The following is an 18,220-nucleotide window of genomic DNA, read 5'->3' as shown; positions in this document are numbered from 1 at the left end:
TTAATATTATATTGTTTTTGGGGGGTGAAAAATTGTTTAAAGGTACTACAATTGTAGCTGTTAGAAGAGATAATAAAGTTTCTATAGCTGGTGATGGACAAGTTACATTTGGGGAGAATACAATTTTAAAACATGGAGCAAAAAAGATAAGAAGATTGTACAATGATGAAGTTTTGATAGGCTTTGCAGGTTCTGTAGCTGATGCATTAACATTGTCTGAAATGTTTGAAGAAAAACTGGAGCAGTATGGTGGTAATCTAAAAAGAGCTGCTGTAGAACTTGCACAGGAATGGAGAAAAGATAAGGTTTTAAAAAAACTAGAAGCACTTTTAATTGCTGCGGATAAAAACGTAACGTTAGTTATATCTGGCAATGGTGAAGTGATTGAGCCAGATAACGATGTGATAGCAATAGGCTCAGGTGGCAATTTCGCAATGTCTGCAGCACTCGCTTTAAGGTATAATACTAATTTATCTGTGGAAGAAATTGCCAGAAAGTCCCTTGAGATAGCGTCGCAAATCTGTGTATATACCAACGATCATATAACGGTAGAAAGTTTATAAGGAGGGACTTGGTGTGAAGAATTATACCCCAAAAGAAATTGTAGATGCGCTTGATAAATATATAGTAGGTCAAGATTTAGCTAAACGTTCTGTAGCTGTTGCGCTTAGAAATAGATTTCGTAGGAATTTATTGCCTGATGAAATAAAAGATGAAGTTACTCCAAAAAACATTTTGATGATAGGTCCTACTGGTGTGGGTAAGACAGAAATTGCGAGAAGGATAGCAAAACTTGTTGAAGCGCCGTTTGTAAAAGTAGAGGCTACTAAATTTACTGAAGTGGGATACGTAGGACGCGATGTTGAGTCAATGATTAGAGATTTGCTTGAGTCAGCAATTCGCATGGTTAAACAGGAAAAAATGCAGAATGTTATGCTGCGGGCAAAAGAATTAGCAGAAGAAAGGATAGTAGATTATTTATTAAATGGCAGAAAAAACAAACGGCAGAAAAATCCTTTTGAATTTTTGTTCAATGCACCAAGCAATGATGAAGTTCAAGATGATGAACAGCAAGAAATCAAACTAAAAAAAGCTCAATTAAAAGAAAAAATACGAAATGGGGAATTGAATGATACAGTTATCGAAATTGAGATAACGGATTCTGCTGCACCAATACTTGAAATGTATTCAAATATAGGTTCAGAAGAGATGAATATCAATTTACAAGATATGTTTTCAGACATTTTACCTAAAAAGAAAAAATATAAAAAAGTGCCCATAGGAGAGGCTAAAAAGATATTAGAGTCTGAAGAAGCGCAAAATTTAATCGATATGGATGAAGTAATCGACGAAGCTATAAAAAGGACAGAACAAGATGGCATAATTTTCATAGATGAAATCGACAAGATTGCTGGAAGTGGATATACAAATGGACCTGATGTATCCAGGGAAGGAGTTCAAAGAGACATATTGCCAATAGTAGAAGGCAGTACTGTTATGACAAAGTATGGACCTGTGAAAACAGATTATATACTTTTTATAGCAGCAGGTGCTTTTAACGTTTCAAAAGTAAGTGATTTAATACCCGAACTGCAAGGAAGATTTCCGGTTAGAGTTGAGCTAAAGCCATTGACAAAAGAAGATTTTATAAGAATTTTAAAAGAACCTAAAAATGCATTGACAAAACAATATGCGGCTCTTTTAAAAACTGAAGGTGTAGATGTTGAATATTCTGATGATGCTATAGATAGAATAGCTGAAATTGCTTATCTTATAAATCAACAGTCAGAAGATATAGGAGCAAGACGGCTACATACAGTGATGGAGAAGTTGTTTGAAAAGTTATCATTTGAAGCTCCTGAGATAACAGGTAAAAAAGTGATCATCGACAGAAATTATATAGATGAGCAATTAAAAGATAATTTAAGTAAATTTGATGTTAATAAGTATATACTTTAATGAGGAGGATAATAATGGAATTACTTCTGGAAAAAATCAGAAAGGTAAATAAGGTACTTCAGAAAACTGGCGTTCAACCAGTTGATTTTAATGAATTGTCTGAGATATTAAAAGATGTTATAAATTGCGATGTTTTTATTGTAAGCAGAAGAGGAAAGCTGTTGGGACGCAATTTAGATGAATATAGTGGCGAGTTAGATGAGTCAATTATAAAAAGCATGCAGCTTCCTGAAGATTACAATGATGAGCTCTTAAAAATAGCAGAGACATCTGCAAATCTTACTAAAGAAAGTAAAGCAACGCTTATAAAAAATGATAATTTATTTGAGACAATTGTTCCTGTATTTGGAGGAGGAAATAGACTTGGAACATTAATGCTTTTAAGATATGGAGATAAGTTTACTGATGATGATATTATATTGGCTGAGTACGGTGCAACAGTTATAGGTTTAGAAATACTTAGGTCTAAAAATGATGAAATAGAAGAAGATGAAAGAAAACGAACTGTGGTGCAGATGGCTTTAGCAACTCTTTCTTATTCAGAATTAGAAGCTGTTATGCATATTTTTGAAGAATTAGAAGGAAATGAAGGGCTTCTTGTAGCCAGCAAGATAGCTGATAAAGTTGGAATAACAAGATCGGTTATAGTAAATGCTTTAAGAAAATTTGAAAGTGCTGGTGTTATAGAATCAAGATCACTTGGTATGAAAGGAACACATATTAAGATTCTAAATGATAAATTGATCGATGAGCTTAAAAAATTAAAACGGTAAGATTAAAAAGTCCTAAAGAAATTTAGGACTTTTTTCTTATGGTCTTTAAATTTGCTGAGTGATATAATATATTTTGACAAAATTTGATAAATACTGACATATATTTCTTTACTTATATATAATACGTCATTAATGCTAAAATATTCTGCTAAAACGAAAAAATTTTAAAGGAAAATGCATCTTTGTGTCGAATATTAGTATTATTGATTGGAGGAATGCAAATGTTGGGAATAAATTTTAATACAGTCGACCTTATGAGTAAAGCATTAGATGCATCCGAACTGAGAGATGAGGTTATTTCTAATAATATAGCTAATGTTGATACACCAGGTTTTAAAAGATCAGACGTTAATTTCGAAAGTATCTTAAATGATGCAATAAATTCCAATAAATTAGCAGGTTTTGTAACAGATAAAAATCATATACCTATTAACTCAACGTCAATTGATAATATTGAACCGCAAATTGTGCAGGATAATAGTACTTCAATGAGACTAGATGGTAACAATGTAGATATTGATGTAGAAATGTCGAATTTGGCAAAAAATCAGCTATACTACAGTGCATTAGCGCAAAGAGTTAGTGGTGAATTAAATTCTATTCTTACGGCAATAAAAGATGGGGGTAATTAATAATGGGCTTTTTAAATTCTATTGATATAAGTGCTACAGGTCTTACAGCTGAAAGATTGAGGATGGATGTCATTTCTCAAAATATTGCAAATGTAGATACGACAAGGACATCTAATGGTGGACCATACAGGAGAAAACTCGTTGTGTTGAAAGAAATAGATAATCAAAATAGTTTTAGCGATATGCTTAATACAGCAAAGGGAATTCAGGCAGTTGGAAATGGTGTTGAAGTTGTATCAATTGTGGATGACAATAAAACTCCACTAAATCGAGTGTACGATCCGGGCAATCCAGATGCAGATAATACTGGTTATGTAAATTATCCAAATGTCAATATTGTTTCTGAAATGGTTGATATGATATCAGCTACAAGGGCATATGAGGCCAATGTCACTGCTGTTAATTCTGCAAAATCAATGATAGAAAAAGCATTAGAAATCGGAAAGGCATAGGTGAGAAATAATGATAAATCCCATTTCACAAATAAACTCTATGGGAAGCATTAGTGCTTCTAGCACAACAAACAATTCTACTTCTTTTGGAGATATTCTGAAAACTGCAATTGCTGATGTAAATAATTTACAACTTAAATCACAGCAAGATGATCAGATGTTGGTTACTGGCGATATCAACGATATACATAATGTAATGATTGATGCGACAAAAGCAGACATTGCGTTGGAGCTTACAATCCAAATAAAAAATAAAATACTTGCTGCATATCAGGAGATAATGAGGATGCCGGTTTAATACCTTTTGAGATGAGGTGAATTGATGCCTTCTTTTATAAACAATATAAGAAGTCAAATTAATAATTTTTGGAACAAATTTGATAAAAAACAAAAAATACAGATTGGAATAATATCATTATTATTAATTAGTAGTATAGCTTTACTAGTGTATATTATTAATAGACCTAATTACGAAGTTTTATACTCTGATTTAAGTGTCAAAGATGCTGGTGCAGTAGTTGATAAGTTAAAAAATGAATTGAAAATTCCATACAAAATTGAAGGGAACGGAAGCACAATATTAGTTCCTGCTCAATATAAAGACGAAGCGCGAATACAGCTTGCAACAGAAGGAATTCCGCAAGATGGTTTTAGCTTTAGCGATGCTATGAATAATTCTCTTGCTACAACAGACCAGGAGAGAAAGCAGAAATACATATACTTTGTTCAGAATGAAATACAAAATACACTAAAAGCTATTGATGGTGTTCAGGATGCTAAAGTCAATATAGTTGTTCCAGATGAGAACAATTTTGTATTGTCGAATAATGACAATTCATCAACAGCAGCTGTAATGTTACAATTAAAGCCTGGTGTTACATTAACGAATCAGCAAATCAATGGAATAACAAACTTTGTATCAAAAAGTGTAGAAGGACTAAGCCCAGACAAAGTAACTATTATTGATGGGAACGGAAAAGTTTTAGTCGCTCAAAATGATAATTCACTTGACGGTGCAAGTTCTCAATATGCTCTTCAAATGAAAGTTCAAAATGATCTGCAGAATAATATTCAATCGCTTTTGGAGCAAGTTTTTGGACCCGGAAATGTAATCGTAAGAGCCAGTGTTAATTTGAATTTTGATAAACAAGTGCAAGACAAAGTAGAATGGCAGCCTGTTATAGACAATAATGGAATTATAAGAAGTACACAAACGATAAAAGAAATTGCAAATGGTTCCAGCAATGGTGCACCGGCTGGTACGGCAACTAATAATCCTCCTGGTAGTACAACATACACGACTCAAAACAATGGCAATTCAAATTATAGCAAAACAGATACAACAATAAATTACGAGATTAATCAAATAAAAACTACTCTTACGTCAGCTCAAGGAAAAATACAGAATATATCATTGAGTGTTGTAGTAAACAACAATAATTTAAGCCCTACAATGAAACAGCAGCTTACAGATCTTGTATCAAATGCTGCTGGCGGAAAGAACGTATCTGTCTCAGTTATGGGCATTAAATTTAATACTGATTTATTGAATCAAATGAAAAATACTCAAAAGCAAACATTCCCATACGTATGGTTAATAATATTAGGTGCGTTGCTTTTAGCGGGAGGTGTCTTCTATGCTATGAAAAAGAAGAACAAAGAGTTAATTCCTGCTACTAATTTAGAAGAAGCTATGTCGACTGAGGAGCCTGGAAAAGAAATAGAAGAATTAGATGTAACTAGTGAAAAAGATGAAAAGATGAAACAAATAGAAAAATTTATAAAGCAAAAGCCAGACATAGTTGCGCAATTAATCAGAACTTGGCTCAACGAAGAATAGGATGGTGGTGTCTACTTTGGCAAGAAGTTCTATCACAGGTAAACAAAAATGTGCTATGCTTTTAATTGCTTTAGGACCAGCTACAGCAGCACAAATATATAAACATCTAAAAGAAGAAGAAATAGAGCAGCTTACCTTGGAAATTGCCAATATAAGGAATATATCTCCCGAAGAAAAAGATAAGATTTTGGATGACTTTTATAATATGTGTATAGCTCAAGAGTATATAATAGAAGGCGGCATAGACTATGCAAAAGAAATTTTAGAAAAGGCTTTAGGAACTCAACAGGCTTTAGAAATTATTAATAAACTTACATCTACATTGAAAGTGCGTCCTTTTGATTTTGTCAGGCGTGCAGATCCATCTCAGATATTAAGCTTTATACAGAACGAACATCCTCAGACAATAGCGATGATACTATCATATCTAAAACCCCAACAGGCTGGTGTTATATTATCATCGCTTCCTGAAAATATTCAGTCTGATGTGGCTATGAGAATTGCAAAAATGGAAGCTACATCGCCTGAAATTGTAAAGGAAGTTGAACGAATATTAGAAAAGAAATTGTCATCTTTAGTTACACAAGATTATACATCAACAGGTGGCATACAGACGATAGTGGATATTTTAAATGCGGTTGATCGCTCTACAGAGAAAAATATTATTGATACACTTGAAACTAAAGACATTGAGCTTGTAGAAGAAATTAAAAAGCGTATGTTTGTATTTGAAGATATTATAACGTTAGATAATCGTTCAATACAGAGAGTCTTGAGAGAAGTAGACAATCACGATATTGCTCTGGCACTTAAAGGATCTAACGAAGAAGTTCAAAGGGTTATTTATAGTAATATGTCAAAGAGATTGGCAGACATGATTAAAGAAGACATTCAATACATGGGCCCAGTTAGATTAAAAGATGTTGAAGAAGCACAGCAAAAAGTTGTAAATATTATAAGACGATTAGAAGAAGCCGGGGAAATAGTTATATCTAGAGGTGGAGGTGATGAAATAATTGTATAGGATATTAAAGAATAAGGATTGTATAAATTCATCACCTGTTGTTATTGAAAAGCCTCATATTAAGAAATTAAATAATTTATCAAATGATAAGATTAATGATAATGACTCTGTACAATATATAGAATTTAAGAAGAAACTTGAGAAGATTAGCATTATTCAGGAAGGCATTATTAAATCCGCTAAGGATGAGGCAGAAAAGCTTATAAATGATGCAAAAATGATAGCAGAAGAAATAAAGGAAAATGCAAAGAAAGACGGATATAAAGACGGGTTTAATAGCGGCTATAAAGAAGGCTTAAATAAAGGAATAGATGAAGGTAAAAATAGAACTTCTGCTATACTTAAGGAAGCAAGAGAGATAAAAGAAATGATATTAGATGAGAAAAAAAATTTACAAAAAGAAGTAGAGAGTGATATTGTTTCAACGGTAATTTATTGTGTGAAAAAGATAATTGATATAAATATGGAAGAAAACAGAGATTTAGTTATTAATCTTGTGAAAAAAGGATTGGAAAATTACGAAGCTTCAAATACAGTGACAGTCAGAGTAAGTGACGAAAATTATGAATTCCTGATTAAAAATAAAGACAAAGTATTAAAGAATTTAAAATTCATTGATGACATTAACATAGTAAGAGATATATCATTAGATAAGTACGATTGTATTGTGCAGACTCCGTCAGGAATGATTGATTCGGGTTTAAAGACGCAGTTAGAAAGTCTAAAAGATGTTCTAAAAGGTGTTTTAAATGATCAGTAGTAATTTTTTTGAAAGATATAAGACTGTTTTACGGGACAAAAGCTTTATAAAGTATTATGGAAAAGTAAGTCAAGTTGTTGGTTTGACAATTGAAAGCATTGGTCCAATATCAAATGTCGGAGATGTTTGTGAGATAAAGTCTATAAACGGAAATACAATTTATGCTGAAGTGATGGGATTTAAAGATGATAAAGTTTATTTGATGCCTTTAGGAGATATGGATGGCATAGGGCCTGGAAATAGTGTTATATCTACAGGGCAAAAATTAAAGATAGGAGTTGGAGAAGAGTTACTTGGAAGGGTTATAGATGCATTAGGCAATCCAATTGATGGGAAGGGACCCATAAAATTTAAGAAGCTAGTAAGCACTAATAATGTTCCGCCGAATCCCATTGAGAGAAAGAGAATAAGGGAAGCGATGCCTCTTGGCATAAAAGCGATAGATGGTTTGCTTACATGTGGTAAAGGACAGAGAATAGGTATTTTTGCTGGTAGTGGCGTAGGAAAAAGTACTCTACTTGGAATGATAGCCAGAAATGCCAAATCTGATATTAATGTAATTGCTTTAATTGGCGAAAGAGGAAGAGAAGTAAATGAGTTTATTGAGAAAGACTTGGGTGAGGACGGTTTAAAAAGATCGATTTTAGTCGTATCGACTTCTGATACACCAGCATTGATGAGAGTTAAAGGTGCAATGACTGCTACATCTATTGCAGAATATTTCAGAGATCAAGGGCTTGATGTTTTATTTATGATGGATTCTGTTACAAGATTTGCTATGGCACAAAGAGAAATAGGGTTGTCTATTGGTGAAGCTCCAGTTTCAAGAGGTTATACACCTTCAGTTTTTTCGGTTCTTCCTAAGTTATTAGAGAGAGCGGGTTCTGCAAAAAATGGCTCTATAACAGCTCTGTATACAGTTTTGGTAGACGGTGATGATTTAAATGAACCGATAACAGATGCTGTCAGAGGCATATTAGATGGACATATAGTTTTGTCAAGAAAGCTTGCAAATAAAGGGCAATATCCTGCAATAGATATTTTAGCAAGTATTAGCAGAGTTATGAATGATATTGTATCAGATGAACACAAAAATTTATCTTCGAAATTTAAAAGTATATTATCAGTTTATGAGGAGTCAGAAGATTTAATTAATATAGGTGCTTATGCAAAAGGGAGTAATCCCAAAATAGATGAAGCAATTTTATTACACGACGATATGATAAATTATATAAAACAGACTACAGACGAAAATTATAACTTTGAAGATGAACTAAATATGCTAAAAAATATTTTAAATAGGTGATAATGTGAAAAAATTTAGATATTCATTGGAAACTGTACTTAATATCAAAGAGCAAAAGCAAAAGATGGAAAAAGAGAAATTGGCACTATTAATTTCAAAATATGAATTGCAAAAAAATAAACTCAATGAAATTCTTATTAAGATAAATGAAACAATTGAGAAAAATGAAATGAATGCTATGATGGGCATATCTGCAATGAATTTAAAACAATTTAATTTATATTTGGAGACATTGTACGAAAAATATAATGAGCAAAATGAAATTTTGAAAACTTTAGAGAATGAGATTGAGAAAGAAAGACGAAAACTAAGAGAGGTTAGTAAGGAAAAAGAAGCACTTGAAAATTTAAAAGAAAAAAAATATGAAGAGTATAAATATCAGTCATTGCTAGAGCAAAATTCAATTATCGATGAGCAAATATCATATAAAGTTGCTAGGTCTACTTTAGGAGGTTAATCAATGCAAAAAGAAGAAACTGGAAATGAAAGAAGACCGCTAAGATTAATTATAATTATTTTTATTGCAATTTTTATAATTCTGGTTGTTGGCCTGTTATTTTATTTTAATATTGGTGGAATTAGCAATCATACTTTAAAATATTTTAGCAACATACCGATTTTAAAAGGCTTAATACAGGTTAAACCAACGACTAATTATGCTGATGAGCTGAAAAAGTTGACTAGTGAACTTAATACAAAACAAAAAGAATTACAAAATGCGGAAATAAGTTTAAGCGATAAGCAAAAACAGATTGATGAATTACAATTGCAGCTTCAAAAACAGCAAAATGAGCTAAATAGTTTAAAGGTGCAGGTAAACTCTAAAAAAACCGATTTAAAGACTTTGGCTACTTACTATGAAAATATGGACCCACAAAATGCAGCAAATATATTGAATCAAATAACGGACAATAATATCTTGATAGGTATTTTAGGTAATATGAATAAAGACAATGCATCTAAAATACTAGAGCAATTGGATCCCAAAAAAGCTGCAGATATAACAAAGATACTATATACAAATGCTTCAACTGTGCCATAGAAAGGAGATGATTAGGTGATACAAGTTATGAATATTTTAAATGGAGTTATGCCGGCAAAAAGTGATGATAAATCTACGAACAAAAAAGTTGCAGATTTTAAAAGCTTTATTAAAGTCGTTCAAAATGGAAGTAAAGATGAAAATAAAAACTTCAATAGCAATAAAAATGAAACTATAAATATCAAACAACTATCAGACATAATAAATATGATTTTAAATTTAATAAACAATAATTTAACTATAAACAAGGTTATAAGTCAATCGAATTTGCAATCAATAGAAGAAAGCATTATAAACCAATTGTACAGTGCAATACAGAATAGTCAAAACAAAGATGAAATTAATATGCAATACTTGGTAAATACGATTACTAAAATATTGAATGAAAAATTTGGCTTAAATATTGATTCAAAAGATATTTTAAGTTTACTAAAAAATACCAATATAGAAAATACGAAAATTCTAGTTAGTTCTAATGATGCAGAGATAAAAGATGATAATATCAAGTTGAAGTTAAGTGCGAATAGTGATGATATAAAACAGCAAATGGTAGCTGTCAATGATAGCAAAAATATAAATACAGACGTAAACAATAATGAAAAAAATACAAATATAAATAGCTTCATTGCAAAAACTGATAATAATTTAAAAGATGAAAATTTAAATCAAAACGGAAATCAGAGTAAAAATCAAAATGATAATAATGGTGAAAATGTTGATAGGCTTGTAACTGACAAAAATCAAAATATATCAAAAAAACTCGATAGCAAAATTGATCTAACAAAAGATAATAAAATAATCGATTTAAAACCTGACAACATTGTTGTTTTAAATGAAAATCAAAATAAGCAATTAACAGTAAATACTGAAAAGATTTTAGATGCTAAAAGCCCTATACAGACAACGGACATAATTGATCAAATTGTAAAAAATGTTAACATAACAAAATCAGATACCGAGTCAAACATAAAAATTCAACTTAAACCTGATTTTTTAGGGAATATAGAGATCGACATAAAATCTGTGAACGGAAGTTTAACGGCAAATATTTTAACCGACAATGAAAAAGTTAAGCATCAAATTGAAGCAAATTTAAACATACTTAATAATCAGTTGGAGTCAAAAGGCATAAAAATTGACAGCTTTAATGTGTCTGTCGATAGAAATATGCAATTTACATCACAGTACAATGGACAGGGAAATAGCGGTAAAAAATACAAAAATCAAAATTACAATAGAATAAGGATTAATTATGATGATTATGAAACCGCAGAGCTGGAATCACATAGTTTTTCAACAGTCAATACTGTATCCAACGGTCACGTAGATGTGGTTGTATAAAGGAGGTGATAGAATGGCAATAAATACGAATTACGATAATAGCTACATAAATACATATACTGATGGGACAAAGGTTACAAATCCAAATTCAGAATTAGGAAAAAATGAATATTTACAGCTTCTTGTCACTCAGCTGGAAAATCAAGATCCATTAAATCCTATGGACGATAAAGAATTTATTGCACAGATGGCACAGTTTTCAGCTTTAGAGCAAATGCTAAACTTAAACAACAGCTTTAATGCTGTTAAAGCCTATAGTTTATTAGGTAAAACAATCTCTGCAAACATAGATTCAAATGGTAGTAGCTCAACTATTACTGGAAAAGTTGATGCAGTTAAATTTGATGGAAGTAATTATTATTTAGAAGTTCAAGGTTCAAATGTTTCATTAGATTCAGTTACTTCAGTATCAGATCAATAAAAATTGAAATTTAGAATAGGAGGAATAATCATGTTGAGGTCTATGTACTCAGCAGTATCTGGTTTAAAAGCACACCAAGCGGAGATGGATGTGATAGGCAACAATATTGCTAATGTAAATACTGTTGGTTTTAAAGCAAGCAGAATGACATTTAAAGAGATATTTAATCAAACAATAAAAGGAGCATCAGCGCCGCAGGGTAGCGGCGGAGGCACAAACCCTCAGCAAGTGGGCCTTGGTGTTGCCATAGCATCGATAGATACTTTATTTACGAATGGCGGTTCCCAAAGAACAGATAATCCGACAGATTTATCAATTGATGGCAATGGATTTTTTATAGTCAATAACGGTGGTGCAAATTTATATACAAGAGCTGGAAACTTTTCATTTGATTCCAATGGAGATCTTGTAACACCAGACGGATATAAAGTAATGGGTTGGATATCTCAAGATGGTAAAACGGTAAATACCGACACGGGTAATTTATCGCCTATTAGTATAAAAAATTGGTCAAGTACGTCACCTGCTTCTACAAAATTGATTCAATTGGGTGGCAATTTAGATGCTGGCACAAGCATTGGCAGCTCTGTCAGCTATAATGTGACTATATATGATTCACAAGGCGGAAGCCATGTGGCAACGATTCAATTTACCAAAAAAGATAATGCGGGAAATTGGGATGCTGCAATAACAAATTTTGATGGAAATGATTTGTCAGCATCTCCAGTGACTATTGGGTCTATACAATTTGATTCAAATGGATTGATAACTAATCCGGCAGGAAGTATTTTTTCGGTTAATGTATCATCATTGCCGATTACAAACACAAATGCTACATTGGGAGATGGAACGAATATAACAATAGATCTTTCAAATCTCACAATGTATTCTAGTTCAACAGATATACGAGAATTAAGTAAAGATGGAAATGAAGCCGGTTCAATAGAAAGTATAAATATAGACCAGTACGGTGTTGTAAGTGGTATTTATTCAAACGGCAGAACGCAAGTGATTGGTCAAATAGCGCTGGCGGATTTTCAGAATACACAAGGTTTAGAAAAAGTTGGAAACACGATGTTCATAAACACGGTCAATTCTGGCGATCCAATGATTGGCGCTGCAAATACTGGAACTAGAGGCACCATAAACCCTGGAACACTTGAAATGTCTAATGTTGATCTTGCTAATGAATTTGCTAATATGATTACAACACAAAGAGGATTTGAGGCGAATTCAAAAGTTATCACAACATCAGATGAGATATTGCAAGACCTTGTCAATCTCAAGAGATGATTGAATTAATTTTATAATTGATTAAGAGGGTTTTTTAAGTGATAAATGTAACGAAATTAAATGGTGATGAGTTTACAGTAAATGCTGACATGATTGAATTTATAGAAGAAACTCCTGATACGGTTATAAGTTTGATTAGCGGCAAGAAAGTAGTTGTGAAAGAAAAAAAAGAAGAGATTATCGAAAAAGTAATTGAATATAAACGAAAAATTTTGATCATATAAGTTTTGTTGTTTATAAAGGAGAGGCCTAAAATAGCAAGAATTAATTTCTTAAATATAGTAGGGGTGTTGTCATGAAAAATAACATCATAATAATAATTTTGCTAGTTATAATTATAGCATTTGGAAGTGCATTTTTCTATTTCAACTATAATTCAAAACCAGCTAAAATAGTATATTATAATTATTCTCCGGGAGATGAATTTGTTACAAATTTAAAAGGTGATGATAAATTTATCAAAGCAGGTGTTGAACTAGAGGTTTATGACAAAAATGTTTTAAATGAATTGAAAGATCAAAATCCAAAAATAAGAGATGCAATACTTCAAATTCTAAGAAATAAAACTGCTCAAGATTTGGAAGGTTCAGCTGGACAATCTAAACTTCAGAACGAAATAAAAAATGAAATTAATAAGATTTTAGGTGCAGATAAGATAACAAATGTTTATTTTGATGACTTTATTGTTCAATAGGAAGGAGAGTTCTCATGGCGGACATATTATCGCAGAATGAGATTGATGAATTATTAAAAGCAATGAATTCCGGTGAGTTTGATATTAAGGAGATTAAGGAAAGTCAGCAGGAGACGAGAATTAAACCATATGATTTCAGAAGACCGAACAAATTTTCAAAGGAACAATTGAGAACTCTCCAAATGATTTTTGAAAACATGTCAAGAAGTTTTACAACATTTTTATCAGGATATTTAAGAACGCTTGTTCAAGTTTCAATAGTATCAGTTGAGCAAATAACATATTACGAGTTTAGCAATTCACTGACTAATCCTGTTTTTATTGCAGTAATTGATGCAAAACCTTTAGATGGGCCAATTATACTTGAATTTAACAATAATACTACTTTTACTATAATTGATAAAATATTAGGTGGGATTGGAACTGCTGATACTGTAGAGAGAGATTACACAGAAATTGAAATGGGACTTTTAAGCAGAATTACAACACAACTTTTACCCTTGATTAAAGATGCTTGGATTAATGTAATAGAACTTAATCCTGAAATAACAAGAATAGAGACAAATTCACAATTTTCTCAGATTATCTCTCCTAATGAAACTATTGCTTTATGTACAATGTCTTTAAAAATAAACGATAATGAAGGACTGATAAATTTTTGTCTGCCACATATAACAATTGTTCCAATATTACCGCTCCTTACAACTAAAACTTGGTTTTCAAACGCGGAGAAGCAGTCGTGTGATATTGGAATTATAAAAGATAAAATAAGCAATACATACATTCCTTTAAAGGCTGTTATTGGCATGTCAAAGATAACGGTAAGGGATTTATTGAACTTTAATAAAGGTGATATTCTAGAAATAAATAAAAAATACAAAGATCCAATTGAAATAAAAATAAACGATGAAACAAAGTTTTTAGGTGTTCCAGGTATTAAAAATAAGAAATATTGCGTTCAGATAACTGAGATTTGCAGCGAAGGAGATGATGCTGATGAGTGATATATTATCACAAGATGAAATTAATGCATTATTGAGCGGGATGACTAACAACGATAATAATAGCAGTGATGTGACACTAACTGAAGAAGAACAAGATGTTTTAGGAGAGATAGGGAATATTAGTTTTGGGACTTCTGCAACAACTTTGTTCACCCTTTTGAGAAATAAAGTGACTATTACGACACCGAAAGTAAGCATAATTAACTGGGAAAATCTAAAGAAGGAATTTAATATACCATATGTAGGTGTTGAAGTAGAATATACAGAGGGAATTAAAGGCAACAATCTCTTAATATTAAAGGAACAAGATGTACTTCGTATTACTGATTTAATGATGGGTGGCGATGGAAATGTTACCGAAGGTGAAATAACAGAATTGCATCTAAGTGCAATTGGTGAAGCTATGAACCAAATGATAGGATCTGCATCTACTTCATTATCAACTTTAATTGGTGAAAGCATCAATATATCACCTCCAAGGGCATTTGTTGTAGACTTTAATAAAGGCCTACCCGAAAATATTTCTTTTCCAGATGGTTATGTAGTAAAGATTGCATTTAAAATGGTCGTTGGAGAAATAATAGACAGCGAAATTATGCAGTTGATTCCAATTGCATTTGCAAAACGACTTGTTGAGCAAGTTATGTCTAAAAATGTAGAAAATTCTCCTAAGGAATCTTTTCAAGGTGTACAAGATGATGATATAATAAAAACTGGTACTAAAGGAATAAATAATGAATTTAGCGATGAAGTTAAATCAACAGTTAAGCATAAAGCTGAAAAAGTTGATGTAAAACCTGTTATCTTTAGAGAGTTTGACGATGAAGATGAACCTACAACGGCAGAAAAGGAAAATATAAATTTAATTATGGATATCCCTTTAAATGTTACTGTAGAATTAGGCAGGACAAAAAAATTGATTAAAGATATACTTGAACTTAATGAAGGTTCAATAATAGAGCTTGATAAATTGGCAGGTGAACCTGTAGATATATTAGTTAATGGGAAATTTATTGCTAAGGGAGAGGTTGTTGTTATTGATGAAAACTTTGGCGTGAGAATATTAGATATTGTAAAGCAAAGCAAAAGAATTAATTCATTATAATTTAAGGAGGAATTGATTATGAGCAAAATTATGATAGTAGATGACGCAGCTTTCATGAGAATGATGATAAAGGATATAATCACAAAAAATAATCTCGGCAGTGTTATAGAAGCTGAAGATGGTTCAGTAGCCGTAGAAAAGTACAATCAAGAAAAACCGGATCTGGTATTGATGGACATTACAATGCCAGAAATGGATGGCATCCAAGCAGTAAGACAAATAGTAAAAAAAGATCCTAATGCTAAGATAGTTATGTGCTCGGCCATGGGACAACAGGCTATGGTTATTGAAGCAATACAGGCAGGTGCTAAAGATTTTATAGTAAAGCCATTTCAACCTGACAGAGTAATTGAAGCTGTCAAAAAAATGTTGAAATGAGGAATTTTGATGTCTAGCGATAGCGTGGTTTTTCAAGCCGTTACATTTCTTTTAATATTTGTATTCGTAGTTTTTTTGGCTTATTATGTAACAGCATTTATCAATAAAAAGGCTTTGAATATATATAAAGGAAATAATTTTGACATTATTGATCATCTGAACTTGGGCAAAGATAAAAATTTATATATAATCAAAGTTTGCAATGAATACTTGCTATTTAGTGTTACAAATAATTCTATTGTATATATAAAGACTTTAACTGCTGATGATGTTAAGATGAAGGATAAAAACAGCAGTTTCAAGCAAAGTTTAAATATTTCATTAAATAATTTAAAGAAATTATCAATGAGAAATCTAGGTGGTAATGAACATGATACATATAAAAAAAATTAGTGGGGTTGTGCTAATTTCATTAATTCTGTTGACTAAAGTTACATATGCAGCATCGAGTTCTGCTTCGCCACTGATTACAATAAATGCACCATCAGGTCCGAATGACATAACATCGAGTATTCAGATAGTTCTTCTTTTAACTGTATTAACTTTAGCACCTTCAATACTCATAATGATGACTTCTTTTACAAGAATTATTGTTGTCTTATCATTTTTGAGGAATGCTTTGGGTTTACAGCAAATGCCACCTAATCAAGTTTTAATTGGATTGTCCTTATTTTTGACGTTTTTTATAATGGCACCTGTTGGTGTGCAAATAAACAATGATTCAATACAACCCTATATGCAAGGGAAAATAACCCCACAAGTAGCATATGTCAAAGCAAGAGATCCTTTAAAAAATTTTATGTTAAAACAGACCAGAAAAAATGATTTGAATTTATTTATAAATCTGGCTAAAATTAAAGTAAAAAGTGTGAATGACATACCATTAAGAGTTGTTATTCCTTCGTTTATTATTAGTGAGCTTAAGACGGCATTTGAGATTGGTTTTATTATATACATACCATTTTTGATTATAGACATGGTTGTTGCCAGTGTATTAATGTCCATGGGAATGTTTATGTTACCGCCTGTACTTATTTCTTTGCCATTTAAACTTTTACTGTTTATTTTAGTAGATGGCTGGAATATATTAGCCAAATCATTGGTAATAGGTTTTAGATAAGGAGGATAATAATGGATCCTGGAGTAGTTCTTGATATTGGAAGGGAAGCATTAATGGTAACAATGATTGTATCAGCGCCGCTTTTAATTGTATCTCTATTGATAGGACTCATTATAAGTATATTTCAAGCGACAACACAGATTCAGGAGCAGACTTTGACATTTGTACCGAAGATTTTAGCTATTTTTGCTTCTATAATATTGTTTGGGCCATGGATGCTAACAATATTAATTAATTATACACAAAAATTAATATTGAACATTAATAATTTTATTAAGTAGATAAAAATGGAACTGAGTTATTACATTTTAAACAATGTACAATACTTCTTAATAGTGTTTGTGCGAATGCTTGGTATTTTTATACTGACACCACTGTTTGGAACAAGATCGTTGCCTTCGATGTTTAAAATTGGCCTTGCTTTCTTTACATCGATAATTATGTTTGATTTAGTGAAGGTAAACATCGATGCAAATAATTTATATCAGTACGTTGTAATTGTGTTTAATGAGTTTTTGGTTGGTTTATTGATTGGCCTAGCTTCCATGGTTTCATTTAGTGCTATTTATTTGGCTGGACAAATAATAGATTATCAATTGGGTTTTAGCATTGTCAATGTTCTTGCTGCAGGTGAAGAGACACAGGTGCCTTTGGTTGGAAATTTTGTATACATACTTACGCTGCTATTATTCCTACTGATAAACGGACATCACAAATTGTTTGTAATACTGTTTCAGAGCTATAGTTTGATACCTGTTGGTACCGCATTTTTGCATTCAGAAAGTATCAATGTTGTTTTTACGAAGATTGTATCAGATATGTTTGTGCTAGGTTTCAGAATCAGTGCACCAATCGTTCTTTCAACATTGCTTACTGATATAACATTAAGCATAATTTCAAGAACGATTCCACAGCTAAATGTATTTATGATTGGCATGCCTATTAAAATATTTATCGGCATATTCACATTATTTATAATGTTGCCAATGTATTTAGCAATCATAGATGTTTTATTCAACGGGATGTACTCTGATATATATTTGCTTTTAAAATCTATGGTAAAAGGATGACGCAGA

24 protein-coding genes are annotated in these 18,220 nt (G+C 31.7%); all 24 read left to right on the top strand.

What is annotated here, in order from left to right:
• Window positions 1-32: 32 nt before the first annotated feature.
• The 24 genes from hslV to fliR all read left to right on the top strand — a co-directional run bounded on the left by hslV (window position 33) and on the right by fliR (window position 18,214).
• Window positions 33-563, top strand: coding sequence for an ATP-dependent protease subunit HslV (gene hslV / locus TTHE_RS07250; protein ID WP_013297942.1), 531 nt, complete (start codon window positions 33-35; stop codon window positions 561-563).
• A 13-nt stretch (window positions 564-576) separates the two neighbouring features.
• Window positions 577-1,959, top strand: a complete 1,383-nt coding sequence (hslU, locus tag TTHE_RS07245) for an ATP-dependent protease ATPase subunit HslU (protein ID WP_013297941.1) — start codon at window positions 577-579, stop codon at window positions 1,957-1,959.
• A gap of 14 nt (window positions 1,960-1,973) precedes the next feature.
• Window positions 1,974-2,732: a GTP-sensing pleiotropic transcriptional regulator CodY gene (codY, locus tag TTHE_RS07240; protein ID WP_013297940.1), complete on the top strand. Its 759-nt coding sequence runs from the start codon at window positions 1,974-1,976 to the stop codon at window positions 2,730-2,732.
• A gap of 221 nt (window positions 2,733-2,953) precedes the next feature.
• Window positions 2,954-3,364: a flagellar basal body rod protein FlgB gene (gene flgB, locus TTHE_RS07235; RefSeq protein WP_013297939.1), complete on the top strand. Its 411-nt coding sequence runs from the start codon at window positions 2,954-2,956 to the stop codon at window positions 3,362-3,364.
• A gap of 2 nt (window positions 3,365-3,366) precedes the next feature.
• Window positions 3,367-3,816, top strand: coding sequence for a flagellar basal body rod protein FlgC (gene flgC / locus TTHE_RS07230; protein ID WP_013297938.1), 450 nt, complete (start codon window positions 3,367-3,369; stop codon window positions 3,814-3,816).
• 10 nt (window positions 3,817-3,826) lie between these two features.
• Window positions 3,827-4,114, top strand: a complete 288-nt coding sequence (gene fliE, locus TTHE_RS07225) for a flagellar hook-basal body complex protein FliE (protein WP_013297937.1) — start codon at window positions 3,827-3,829, stop codon at window positions 4,112-4,114.
• A gap of 24 nt (window positions 4,115-4,138) precedes the next feature.
• Window positions 4,139-5,656, top strand: a complete 1,518-nt coding sequence (fliF, locus tag TTHE_RS07220) for a flagellar basal-body MS-ring/collar protein FliF (protein ID WP_013297936.1) — start codon at window positions 4,139-4,141, stop codon at window positions 5,654-5,656.
• A gap of 16 nt (window positions 5,657-5,672) precedes the next feature.
• Entirely contained in the window at window positions 5,673-6,680 is a 1,008-nt protein-coding gene (fliG, locus tag TTHE_RS07215; RefSeq protein ID WP_013297935.1) for a flagellar motor switch protein FliG, read from the top strand.
• The gene (locus TTHE_RS07210) at window positions 6,673-7,440 is read left to right on the top strand and encodes a FliH/SctL family protein (RefSeq protein WP_013297934.1); all 768 of its coding nucleotides are present in this window, start codon (window positions 6,673-6,675) and stop codon (window positions 7,438-7,440) included. The genes fliG and TTHE_RS07210 overlap by 8 nt, the downstream gene beginning before the upstream one ends.
• Window positions 7,430-8,746: a flagellar protein export ATPase FliI gene (fliI, locus tag TTHE_RS07205; protein WP_013297933.1), complete on the top strand. Its 1,317-nt coding sequence runs from the start codon at window positions 7,430-7,432 to the stop codon at window positions 8,744-8,746. Before TTHE_RS07210 ends, fliI begins: the two co-directional genes overlap by 11 nt.
• Before the next feature lie 4 nt (window positions 8,747-8,750).
• Complete coding sequence (gene fliJ / locus TTHE_RS07200; protein ID WP_013297932.1) at window positions 8,751-9,203, top strand: flagellar export protein FliJ; 453 nt, start codon at window positions 8,751-8,753, stop codon at window positions 9,201-9,203.
• A 3-nt stretch (window positions 9,204-9,206) separates the two neighbouring features.
• A complete protein-coding gene (locus tag TTHE_RS07195) occupies window positions 9,207-9,788 on the top strand; it encodes a MotE family protein (protein ID WP_013297931.1) in 582 nt (193 codons plus the stop codon).
• A gap of 15 nt (window positions 9,789-9,803) precedes the next feature.
• The gene (locus TTHE_RS07190) at window positions 9,804-11,129 is read left to right on the top strand and encodes a flagellar hook-length control protein FliK (RefSeq protein ID WP_013297930.1); all 1,326 of its coding nucleotides are present in this window, start codon (window positions 9,804-9,806) and stop codon (window positions 11,127-11,129) included.
• A gap of 13 nt (window positions 11,130-11,142) precedes the next feature.
• Complete coding sequence (locus tag TTHE_RS07185; RefSeq protein WP_013297929.1) at window positions 11,143-11,550, top strand: flagellar hook capping FlgD N-terminal domain-containing protein; 408 nt, start codon at window positions 11,143-11,145, stop codon at window positions 11,548-11,550.
• A 30-nt stretch (window positions 11,551-11,580) separates the two neighbouring features.
• Window positions 11,581-12,843 (top strand): flagellar hook protein FlgE, encoded by a 1,263-nt coding sequence (locus tag TTHE_RS07180; RefSeq protein ID WP_013297928.1) that lies wholly within the window; start codon window positions 11,581-11,583, stop codon window positions 12,841-12,843.
• A 38-nt stretch (window positions 12,844-12,881) separates the two neighbouring features.
• Window positions 12,882-13,067 (top strand): flagellar FlbD family protein, encoded by a 186-nt coding sequence (locus tag TTHE_RS07175; RefSeq protein WP_013297927.1) that lies wholly within the window; start codon window positions 12,882-12,884, stop codon window positions 13,065-13,067.
• A 71-nt stretch (window positions 13,068-13,138) separates the two neighbouring features.
• Entirely contained in the window at window positions 13,139-13,537 is a 399-nt protein-coding gene (locus tag TTHE_RS07170; protein WP_013297926.1) for a flagellar basal body-associated FliL family protein, read from the top strand.
• Window positions 13,538-13,551: 14 nt separating this feature from the next.
• Window positions 13,552-14,541: a flagellar motor switch protein FliM gene (gene fliM / locus TTHE_RS07165; RefSeq protein ID WP_013297925.1), complete on the top strand. Its 990-nt coding sequence runs from the start codon at window positions 13,552-13,554 to the stop codon at window positions 14,539-14,541.
• On the top strand, window positions 14,534-15,646 hold the full coding sequence (gene fliY, locus TTHE_RS07160) for a flagellar motor switch phosphatase FliY (RefSeq protein ID WP_013297924.1): 1,113 nt from the start codon (window positions 14,534-14,536) through the stop codon (window positions 15,644-15,646). The genes fliM and fliY overlap by 8 nt, the downstream gene beginning before the upstream one ends.
• Window positions 15,647-15,664: 18 nt before the next feature.
• A complete protein-coding gene (locus TTHE_RS07155) occupies window positions 15,665-16,024 on the top strand; it encodes a response regulator (RefSeq protein ID WP_013297923.1) in 360 nt (119 codons plus the stop codon).
• A gap of 9 nt (window positions 16,025-16,033) precedes the next feature.
• Window positions 16,034-16,417 (top strand): flagellar biosynthetic protein FliO, encoded by a 384-nt coding sequence (locus TTHE_RS07150; protein WP_013297922.1) that lies wholly within the window; start codon window positions 16,034-16,036, stop codon window positions 16,415-16,417.
• Window positions 16,395-17,144: a flagellar type III secretion system pore protein FliP gene (gene fliP, locus TTHE_RS07145; protein WP_013297921.1), complete on the top strand. Its 750-nt coding sequence runs from the start codon at window positions 16,395-16,397 to the stop codon at window positions 17,142-17,144. Before TTHE_RS07150 ends, fliP begins: the two co-directional genes overlap by 23 nt.
• Window positions 17,145-17,155: 11 nt before the next feature.
• Entirely contained in the window at window positions 17,156-17,425 is a 270-nt protein-coding gene (gene fliQ / locus TTHE_RS07140) for a flagellar biosynthesis protein FliQ (RefSeq protein ID WP_013297920.1), read from the top strand.
• A gap of 6 nt (window positions 17,426-17,431) precedes the next feature.
• Window positions 17,432-18,214 carry a flagellar biosynthetic protein FliR gene (fliR, locus tag TTHE_RS07135; protein WP_013297919.1) on the top strand — a complete coding sequence of 261 codons (783 nt, stop codon included), beginning with the start codon at window positions 17,432-17,434 and terminating at the stop codon, window positions 18,212-18,214.
• Window positions 18,215-18,220 lie beyond the last annotated feature (6 nt).

The sequence above is a fragment of the Thermoanaerobacterium thermosaccharolyticum DSM 571 genome, assembly GCF_000145615.1.
In the GTDB taxonomy this organism is placed as follows: Bacteria; Bacillota; Thermoanaerobacteria; order Thermoanaerobacterales; family Thermoanaerobacteraceae; genus Thermoanaerobacterium; species Thermoanaerobacterium thermosaccharolyticum.
Note: the sequence above shows the minus strand (reverse complement) of the source record. Positions and strands in the feature narration are given on the sequence as shown.